This is a genomic window from Deinococcus marmoris, assembly GCF_001949125.1.
GTDB classification, from domain to species: Bacteria; Deinococcota; Deinococci; order Deinococcales; family Deinococcaceae; genus Deinococcus; species Deinococcus marmoris_A.
This window is the reverse complement of the sequence record NZ_MSTI01000150.1, coordinates 1-9,846: the sequence shown is the minus strand read 5'-3', so window position 1 is coordinate 9,846 and position 9,846 is coordinate 1. Positions and strand designations below refer to the sequence as shown.

At 61.6% G+C, this 9,846-nt stretch carries 7 protein-coding genes, 1 tRNA gene and 1 pseudogene; 4 read left to right on the top strand and 5 right to left on the bottom strand.

Going from position 1 to position 9,846, the window contains the following annotated elements:
• From BOO71_RS28485 to BOO71_RS21305, 3 genes and pseudogenes are all read left to right on the top strand, one after another.
• Nucleotides 1-334, top strand: a pseudogene (locus tag BOO71_RS28485) (transposase); the annotation flags it as partial.
• A 49-nt stretch (nt 335-383) separates the two neighbouring features.
• Nucleotides 384-2,366: a hypothetical protein gene (locus tag BOO71_RS21310; protein ID WP_075835837.1), complete on the top strand. Its 1,983-nt coding sequence runs from the start codon at nt 384-386 to the stop codon at nt 2,364-2,366.
• A 109-nt stretch (nt 2,367-2,475) separates the two neighbouring features.
• On the top strand, nt 2,476-2,892 hold the full coding sequence (locus BOO71_RS21305; protein WP_075835836.1) for a hypothetical protein: 417 nt from the start codon (nt 2,476-2,478) through the stop codon (nt 2,890-2,892).
• A gap of 475 nt (nt 2,893-3,367) precedes the next feature.
• On the opposite strand, the gene BOO71_RS21295 is transcribed toward BOO71_RS21305, so the two are convergent.
• From BOO71_RS21295 to BOO71_RS21280, 4 genes are all read right to left on the bottom strand, one after another.
• The gene (locus tag BOO71_RS21295; protein ID WP_075835834.1) at nt 3,368-5,356 is read right to left on the bottom strand and encodes an acyltransferase family protein; all 1,989 of its coding nucleotides are present in this window, start codon (nt 5,354-5,356) and stop codon (nt 3,368-3,370) included.
• A 364-nt stretch (nt 5,357-5,720) separates the two neighbouring features.
• Entirely contained in the window at nt 5,721-6,410 is a 690-nt protein-coding gene (locus BOO71_RS21290; RefSeq protein ID WP_075835831.1) for an HD-GYP domain-containing protein, read from the bottom strand.
• Between the two features lie 76 nt (nt 6,411-6,486).
• Entirely contained in the window at nt 6,487-7,056 is a 570-nt protein-coding gene (locus BOO71_RS21285) for a DUF2726 domain-containing protein (RefSeq protein WP_083653708.1), read from the bottom strand.
• Nucleotides 7,057-7,141: 85 nt separating this feature from the next.
• Complete coding sequence (locus tag BOO71_RS21280) at nt 7,142-8,221, bottom strand: sensor domain-containing diguanylate cyclase (RefSeq protein WP_075835829.1); 1,080 nt, start codon at nt 8,219-8,221, stop codon at nt 7,142-7,144.
• Nucleotides 8,222-8,596: 375 nt separating this feature from the next.
• On the opposite strand from BOO71_RS21280, the gene BOO71_RS21275 reads away from it, so the two are divergent.
• Complete coding sequence (locus tag BOO71_RS21275) at nt 8,597-9,190, top strand: restriction endonuclease (protein WP_083653710.1); 594 nt, start codon at nt 8,597-8,599, stop codon at nt 9,188-9,190.
• A gap of 155 nt (nt 9,191-9,345) precedes the next feature.
• Here the strand turns inward: BOO71_RS21275 and BOO71_RS28030 are convergent.
• Nucleotides 9,346-9,479: transfer RNA gene (locus BOO71_RS28030), tRNA-Leu, on the bottom strand.
• Nucleotides 9,480-9,846 lie beyond the last annotated feature (367 nt).

Genomic DNA, 9,846 nt, shown 5'->3' with positions numbered 1-9,846 from the left:
CATGATCGTCCGTTTCGGCATTGCCGCAGGCAATGAGAGTGATCCCCCACTCGCCCGTGCGCTCCTCGACGAAGGCGAGGGAGCTTTGGTGCTGGGAGACCGTGGGTATCAGGGCTGCGGCGTGTACGCGCAGCCCAAATCGAATACGAAACATCCTCGGCCCTGGTGGGGTGCGATGGTGGGCGTCAGAAAGATTGTCGAAACCGTTTTTTCTCGGCTAGACCGATCTTTTCACCTGATGCCTCCCCAGCTCAATTCGTTCAGGTCGGTCCGCGCCCACGTCTGCCGGAAGATTGCGGCTCATAATTTGGCACTGTTTTTCGGTGGCCTCTAACCCCTAGCACCCGAAGTTTGAACTGAGCGACAGCAGCAACGTTGGCCGGGTGGACTTCTTCAAGGGCACGGTCCAGATCGGGCAGGCCCTCAGCGCGCCCTACACCTGCCCCGCGACACTGACTTACCTGGACAACGGCGAGGTCCAGTTCCGCGCGGTGGTGGTGGACCGGCAGGGAGAGCCGCGTGAGGTCAGCTTCAAAGTGATGGTGGACATTGGCGCACCCGACATCACCGCGCCAGTTCCTACCCTGACCGCCAGCTCCCTGAATTTCACGGCAGACGGCACGCTGACCCTGAACGCCTCGGCCACGGACAACACTGGCGTGGCCAGCCTCGTCCTGACGCGGGACGGCGTGTCGATCCTGATCACGGCGGGCGTGGCCACCGAGACCATCACGCGGTCCAGCAACGGCACGCACACCTACCTGCTGACCGCCACCGACGCGGCAGGGAACGCGGCCAGCACTTCCAAGGTGGTCATCGTCGCCATCCCCTTGCCGGGGGCCACCGTGGGCGTCAGTGCCTCGCCCGGCAGCGTGACCACCGCGAGGCCACTCGCCCTGGGCGCAGTGGCGACACCGCCCAGCGGCCTGAGCATCAAGTGGGTGGATTTCTACCGGGGCAGCGTCAGCCCGGCCAATTACATCAGCCGTTCCAGCAGCCCGCCCTACACGGCCACCACCGACGTGACGGCAGCCGACAACGGCACCCTGACCGTGATCGCTGTTGCCACCGACAGCCAGAACCGCACGGCGCAGGGCACAACGAACGTCGCTGTGTCCATCTCTGGAGGCCCGCCCCCACCCACGCCGGACCCGGCCCTGTACGTGGAGCCGGACCCCAGCACGATCACCTGGGAACTGCCGCTGGTGGTCACCGACGCCTATCTGGATGGCCTGGGCATCGTGCCCATCGCCAGCGGGCCGGATGCCGGGCGCTACTGGCTGGACGGCGGATCAGCAGGACGGTTCTGCCGCACCCTGGTGAAAGGTGACTGCGCGATTTGGGTCAACACCACTCGCCCCCTCCTCCTCACTCGCTTCACAGCCAGCGCCCCGTCAGGCACAGGTACAGGCCGGGCGGCCATCGGCAACGGCAAATACGGTGCGCCGCTGGGCAACACCGTGGCCGCCGATGTGGTGATCCGCGATTGCAGCGTCATCACGCCTGGGCTGGACCTCGCCGACGGCCACCAGGCCGGGGGCATCCTGTTCGAGTACGCCAAGAACGTCATCATCGAGAACTGCAACTTCAACGGCGCAGGCATCAACCTCCAGACGTGCTGCTGGGGCGGCGGCACCTTCCGGGCCGAGCGCAACCGCTTCCGCAACATCGACGGACGCTTCCGGGACCGCTCCAGCCCAAACGGTTTCTCACTGGGTGGGGATGGAGTGGGATGGTACCGCGTTCAGGCGGTGCAGCTCGACAAGGTGCGCGGCGTGGCGGGTATGTCCATCAAGGACAACTGGATCACCAACGAGCCGGGCATGAGCCGCGTCGAGGACAACATCAACACGTACAAGAGCGGCGGCACGCTGGCCAGCCCGCTGATGATTGACCGCAACATCATCGACGGCGCGTATGACACGGTGCCCAGCAACATCTTCTCGGGTTCGGCCATCGTCATGGGCGACGAGGGCGGCGAGTACACCACGGCCCAGTTCAACACCGCTGTGCGGACGAGTAACACCGGGATCTCGATGTCCTCGATGAACCACGGGAAGATCCTCAGCAACAAGATCGCGCAGACCGGCTTTGCCCCGGACGGCAGTCGCGTGGACCAGAACGGCGCGAACATCGATGTGGGCATCTATGCCCGCAATTACGCCAGCAACTTCATCATGGACAAGACCACGAACATCGTGGACGACAACGATGTGGCCTGGGGTGCGCCGCTGGCCGGGCAGCCGGGGCGTCGGCTGGACTTCGGGTTCAGCGACAACGCCACTGCGGGACCGACGGGCAACCGTTCGTACACGGCAGGCGGCGATCCACCGCATCGCTGGCCTCGATCTGCGTGGAGACGCTGAGATCAACTTCCGATTTCCACGCGATTGGCAGGGCATTGTGGCCCGGTTCAACGAGCCAGCGTTGAAGCAATTGCAAGAGCAGAACAGGCCTGGGTAAGGCGGATACGCCATGACCACCACGGCAAAGGCCGCTCCCACCCTGTGCCCCAGCTCGCGGTGTGAGGACGGCAACCTGTTGATTGGCATCGTGACCGGAACAGGTCTGATCAGCCTACTTCCAGATGCCCTGGAGGTAGACGCCGAGTTCAACCGCATCGCGCGTGAAGGGCGCGCACCGGAACAGCGTTTTCGCTTCGCCTCCCCCTGTCTGGGGAACGGCTGTCAACAGTGGAACGGATCAAGATGTGGCGTTATCGACGAGGCCATCGCGCTGGCACCCATACAGGAAGCGGCAGTTTCGATGCCAACCTGCGCCATCCGCGCCCAATGTCGATGGTTCAAACAACAGGGTGTCCAGGCCTGCGGGGTCTGCCCCCTAGTGATCACCGATTCCAGCGGGACGGCCCTTCAGGCTGTCGGTCTGTAAGCAGTCCTGACCTGCTTTCCGCAGGTATACACTTGCTGCTGTGGGTTGGGTCGGTGAGAAGACGCTGCCCCCTCGTTCACTTCTGCACTGCCCTCCCCATCTCCTGCGCTTCCTGCGCAGATGGTGGGGAATTTTTCGTTGCCTATCGCTGCGGGACGGCTATCCTTCCCTCATGCGCCCCGCCGACCTGACCCCCGCAGAGATCGCCGATCAGCTCGCCCGGATGTTCGACGCCGATCACGGCCAGTCCGATGACATCCCCTAGCTTGCCGAACGCACGGCCCTCGCGGACTACCTGGGCTGTCACGAGGAGGCCAGGGCCGCCGCCTGGGCTGCGTGGCAGGCCGAACTGAACCCGCTGGACTGGGATGGAGCCGAATACTGGCTGGACGTGGAATTCGTCGAGCCTTGTTCAGAGCATCAGCTCTGAAGGCCCCCGCCCCATTCAGGTTCCCTTGCTTACCTAAATTTGGTCTCAGCGAAGCAAAGGGGCCAGAAGTGTACCTACATAGGCACTTCCAACGCGTGATAGGTGATCATTGTCGCGGTACAGCAGTGCGTTGTCTCGAATAGCCCAGCACATCGCTGAAGCACACAGCGCGTCCGGCAATGAAAAGAGCCGGACATTCGGACGCTGCGCCGCTTGACGTCCCAGAATGGCCAGGTATTCCTGGTTGCGCGCCTCGTATTTGGCACGCGATACTCCGCAAGGAGTTTTAAAATGCTGGGTATATTCAATGGGACGCACGTTGACGCACTCGCGCGGTTCAAAGTCCAGTTCCGCATTATCAACAACCAGGATCACCTTCTTGTTGGCTTTTGCGAAGACATCGAGGGTTTGGGAGAGGGACAGTTCAAAACTCTCCGCGCCGCTCCTCACCACACCATCGTTACTTCTCAAGATGAGGACTCGGCTATCCGATGTTTCGGGGTAATCATCACCTTTGATGTAATACGGACCTCTTGATGCCACGATAATGGTGCGGACCTGCGGCGAGTCCAGAAGACGGCGCATATATGTCAGACGGTGGGGGCATGAAACGAGGTTGATGTCCTTGAACTGATTGGCGCTCAGACCATAGAAGGGCAGGCAGCCCGGCGATCCCAGGTTGATCAGGTTTTCTGTGGTGTCCTGCATAGCGTTACTTAAGCCCATGAACAACTGGTTTGCGTGGCTGTCCCCAATCAAGGCAACGGTGGGCACTTGACCCGGACGTGCCACCAGACAGTGGTCTTCTGGACCCAGTTGATAAGATGCCTGACAGGCGGCATCGAAAAAGTCCTTGTCCTTCCAGGTGATGTTGGCGTACTGGCTGTACCCTGAGAGGCCCACAGCCCCATTATTTTGCGGCAACCCTGTCTTGATGCCGTAGCCAGTCACCGCAACGCAGGCCATCAGCCCGATGCTAGCCGACGTCTTTACGCTCCGGAACTGGTGGCCCGCACGAAAAACCGTCTCGACGTAGCGCCACGAAAGATATGACAGCCCAATAGTCACCAGGACAATGCCAATCCTGACTGACCTTGGAGGCAGGACACTGAACGTCACAAAGGCCAGTGAGAACAGCACGTAATGCCACAGGTAGAGGCTGTAGCTAATTCGCCCAAACCAGACCATCGGCCTGCTGGAAAGCAGGAACCCGTTGACCACACTTCTGGGGTTACCGGCGATGATGAGAGACGCGGCCACGACAGCGAGAACAACGTTGAGGTTGAAGCGGAGGCGGTCACCGAACAGGAGGGGCAGGAGGAGCAGAGCAAATCCTATATACGAAAACTGATTCTGCCAGCGCCGCAAGCGTCCAGCGACGTTCCCGTCCATCAAAAAGACTACGGCTGCGCCCGCCATGAATTCCCAGGCCCGGTAGGGGGCAAGGTAGAAGCGGGCCGACGGGTCCACCGAGCTGACCAGCGCAGCCGCGACCAATGAAGCGGCGAAGATAAGCCCGAGTGTTACCAGATTCAACTTTCGAAACCGGTAGAGCAGCAGCGCCACGGCAGGCCAGAGCAGATAAAACTGTTCTTCAACAGACAATGACCAGAGATGGAGAAGTGGTTTGGTCTGGGCCATCGGATCGAAGTAGCCCACGTCCTTCCAGAGCGTGTAGTTCTGGAAGAAGAGCGCGCTGCTCAGAATGTGAGTGCCCAGATTGGCGTACTCGTCTGGCCAGAGCAGGAGGAATCCCAAACCCGTTGTACACAGCAGCACCACAGCGAGAACCGGGAAAATCCGTCTCGCACGCCGGAAATAAAAGTCGGCAAATGAGAATTGACTGACCTTCAATTTTCTGGAAATGATTGAGGTGATGAGGTAACCAGAGATCACGAAGAAGATATCGACGCCGACGTAGCCGCCGCTCAGGCGGCCAGGGAACAGATGGGAGATGATCACCGCCCAGACGGCGACTGCGCGCAAGCCGTCGATGTCAGGGCGGTAGGGCAGTGCAAGATGTTTCACGCTCACCACGCAAGATTAGCTGCTGGTGGAGATGTCAACGCTGAGAGCGATGAGACAGCCAGGACGGCCCACCGTGGTATGGATTGCTCTAGTTAAAGCGATTTCAGACCTTTAAGCCGCTATGGCCCCACGCCCCCAGCACCGGACCTTCAGGGTGTTCTTGCGGGCAACTTGGTAGTCACGTGCTGCCTAGCAGCGAAAGCCAGCGCATCTGCATCTTCGGCCCGCAGCGCTTCGCCCACCCGCCAAGGCCAGAAGCCAGAGCAGGTGGGGACTATCTTGGTTCCCCTGAGATATATCGAATCCTGCCTGGAGCGACGCCCCGCGTCAACACGGTCAAGTCACGCGTGGCCCAGGCCAGTTCTAAAGATCAATCGAGTCGCCCAGCCTCACATGCCAGTAACTCGACAAAAATCCCTGTCAGCACTGGATCGAAATGCCGCCCCGCCTGCCCCGCGATCTCGTCCAGCGCCGTCTCTGATGTCCACGCTGCCTTGTAAGGCCGCTTGCTCGTCAACGCGTCGTACACGTCACACAGCGCAAACACCCGGCCTGCCAGACTAATCTCACACCCCACCTTGCCCGCCGGATACCCCTGGCCGTTCCAGCGCTCGTGGTGATCACGCACCACCTCCAGCGCGGTGGCCGGCAAAAAGTCCAGTGCAGCGACGAAATGCAGGCCCTCTCCAACGTGTGAGCGCATCACAGCCCGCTCTTCGGCGTCCAGCGCCCCAGGTTTGAGCAGCACCGCGTCGGGAATGGCGATCTTGCCAATGTCGTGCAGGTACGCGCCCCAGCGCAGCGCCCGCGTCTGGGAGGGCGACCAGCACAACGCCTCCGCCATCCTCATGGCCAGGGCGGCCACCCGGTCCGTGTGGCCCTTCGTCTCACCGTCGCGCACTTCCAGGGCCAGCCCCAGCACCCGGAGGGCGGCCTCGCACGCCGCGCTGGCCCGCTCATCGGCGGCCAGACGCTCCACCAACGCGGAAAACTGACCGTTCGTATGTACGCCAACGGTTAGATCAGCGAAGCGCAATCGGCGCAGCTCATCGGACAACATGATGACTCCAGCGTAACAGCGCAGACCTCACCGCCGTCTGAATGGGGAAAAGCTTGACCCAGATAAATGGACAGCACTACACCAGTTCGCGTTCGGCAGGCCGAAGGTGCGCCCACAGCACCGCTTCCAGGCTGGCCTGCGTGTGGTCTTCCTCAGCCCGCAGGCGCAGCAGCAGCAACCCAGCACTGCGGAAAATCAGGTCCTTGGCCGCGTCACGCCGACTCTGTTCGGCGTGGTCGGCATTCCTGCCGCTCACCTCAATGGCGGCCACCGGACGGTATCCGTCCAGGACCACGATCAGGAAGTCGATGTGTTCGTCACGCAGGCGGGCGAACGCGGCCTGCTGCACGGGCGAGGCGGCAACAATCTGGAACAGATCGAACAGCCCCACATTGGGAAACGCCCGGTAGCCGGGGGGCAGCGCCCGTTCCAGGGTCTGGAAAAAGGCCCCCTCGCTGAGATCGAAGAAGGGGGTTCTGATCTCGACAGCCAGGTGCGGGGGCAGCGCGTCCACTGGCAGATCACGGGCGGTGAGTGGTGATGGGTGGTTCGTCCGGCGGGGCGAGGCCCGCCTGCTCAGATATAACTTGGTTCTGGTCAGCAGGGAGGCAGCGCCGCGCCGCAGACCGGAAAACAAGTGAGCCATCCTCAGAGAATAGACAGGCAGTCATCACAGGAGGCTGCCGCACAGACTGGATAAAGACCTGGAGCTGCCACACGCTCCCCGGCCCTCAACGCAGGCCATCCCCAAAGTCCAGACCCCAGGTGACCGGGCCGCCCACTAGGCGCTGCCGTTTAGCGCGGTACATCTGGGCATCAGCTAGTGACAGCCACTCGTCAACGCTTTCTCCCAGTGGCGGATGCGCCACGCCCCCGTGGAGCCGGATGGGGCCAAGACCACTGGGCCAGGAGGCGGCACGGAGGTTCTGGCTCAGGCGGGCGATCAGTTGGTCTAGCTGCTCATCCATCCCCCAGATCAGCAGGGCGAACTCGTCTCCCCCCAGGCGAACGGCCAGTTCCGGGAGGAGAACGGTCTGGCGCAGCACCTTCCCCAGGGTGGAGAGGACCGCGTCACCCACCTGGTGCCCGAACCCATCGTTAATGCGCTTGAATTCATGGACATCGAGCATGATGAGCCGCAGTTCTTTGCCGTCCTGGCGGGCTGCTGCCAGCGCCAGGGGCGCGTCGTGATAGAAGGCCCGGCGGTTCGGCAGACCTGTCAGCATGTCGGTCCGCGTGAGGCGTTCGAGTTCCTCGCGCAGGGCCGCGTTTTCCAGCGCAATCGAGACGTGCTGGGCCAGCAATTCCAGGAACCCCAGATCGGTGTCGTCAAAGGCATCCACCTCGTAACTCTGGATGGACAGCACGCCCATGCGTTCCGCCCGAACCTCCAGCGGCACGAACAGCATGGACAGGGCGGGCTGGTCCGGTTGCTCGTATTTGCCGTCGATGTCTAGGATGACCTGATCATCATCCAATAGCCGCCGCATCCGAGCTGGGTGTGCGTCCAGATGGGCGTAGATGTCGGGAACAGACAGCGCCTCACCGTGCAGCACGCTCTCGATAACGCCGTCCGGGTAGAACGGCAGGCGCTGGGTGTAGCGCCGATTTCCCTCGTACAGTTCCCATAGCCAGTCGCCTGCCGGTTGTCGCAGGGCCAGCAGGGTGGCGTGGCCGGGGAACAGCGTTCCTGTTTGCTCGTGGACGGCCTGCACCACCGCTTCCACTCCGTAACTGCTGCGGGCCAACGAGGCCAGCACCTCAACCAGATGGCGGTAGCGCAGCAGCGGGGTTGTGGGTGCATTCGGCAAGGGAAAACTCCAAAAACAGCGGGTGTCCAACAGCGGATGCTGATAGTTTCACTTCTTACAGTGAACCAGCACACGGCCAACGCGGCCTTCTCTAAAGTCCGGCTCAAGCCTGCCTTCAGTGTTCATGGCTAACCGCTCAAGGTGTGGGTCAGCCCTGCATCAATTGTGTGGCAATCACCAGGGGCGAGTTGGTGATCACACTGCTGGTGCCGGTGTGGGTGCGCTACGCCGGTGGTAGAGGGGTTGGACAGATTGGAGGCCGATTGGCCGGATGTGAATTTCGCCCAGAGCATCAGGACTGACCCTTCGCCTACATGCGATTGAGAAAATACCGTGTCAGAGCGCAGTCATCACTACCCTTTTACTCTGCGCGGCATGGCCCGACGCAAGCGCAAGCAGAAAACCGAAAGTCCACTTCCCCTTTTCATCGCCGTGTCTATCTTCGGCAGCATCGCCGCTGCCACCAATGGGTACTGGCTCCCCCTGATCGCGGTGATCGCCGTGGGCATGATCTTCATGTCGGTCAAGGTGCAGCAGCAGCGGAACCGCCGGGAGAAGGTCCTGGCCCTAGCCGATCTGCATGCCCTCAATCCCAGGGGCCTGGAACTGCACGTCGCTCAGGTTATTGGTGCGTTGCCCGGCTGGACCGCCAGCGCCAACCGGGGATCGTCACACCAGGGTGCAGACGTGATCGCCAGTGGGCCGAAGGGCCGGAAGGTGGCCGTGCAGGTCAAGCACTACCCAAACAGCAACGTGGGCAACAAGGCCGTGCAGGAGATCGTGGCTTCGAAGGCGATCTACAAATGCGCATACGCCGTGGTGGTCACCAGCGGGCCAGGCTTTACAAAGGCCGCCAAGGAGCTGGCGCAGGCCAACCGGGTGGTGCTGTGGCACTCCGATGACCTGCTGTGGCTTCAGGAGCTGGCAAAAGCTGGGCAGGTGCCGCCGCAGAGTCTGCTGCCTACCTGACCAGTCTGGGCAAGAAACTGGGAGGGCCAAAACACCCTCACCAGTCCCACATAAAAAGCCAGTTGCCGGATAGGTTGTTGGAACTGAAAAAAGTGCAAGATCAGAGCCTGGCCCTGTAACGAAGAAACCCCGCGCCAAGCGGGGCTTTTTACTGATGGTGCCGATGGGGGGACTCGAACCCCCACGGTTTCCCGCTCGATTTTGAGTCTCAGGATGAGCCCCAGCACGCGCTTATGCGATAAACACGAACAATTTACCACATCAGAAGCCCCGCAGCTCGCCCAGCGGCACACGATCAGGCTTTTATCTCAACCAGATCCAATTCCCAAGACGTTCAGCGCGGCCAGAGGATCATGCCGTAGGCGTCTGACCAGATCGGTGAGGTGTCGTGTTCGCGCGTGCAAAAGGGTCAATAGTATGCCGTGCAGGACAGCCAATCCTTGTGCGCCTTGGCGCAGTCGGTGACGATCTTCATGGAAGATCGTGTCACGCCGATGGTGGCTCCGATTCTCGATACTCCAGTGTTATCGCCAGATGTCCTCGGCTTCCCTTGCTGTGAGCAGCGTGCTGCTCACGGCAAACCGCACCTCATGGGTCACGCGCCCATCTCGGTGCGTGACCTGATGCTCCCGACGAATCAGGGTCTGAGCGGCGGG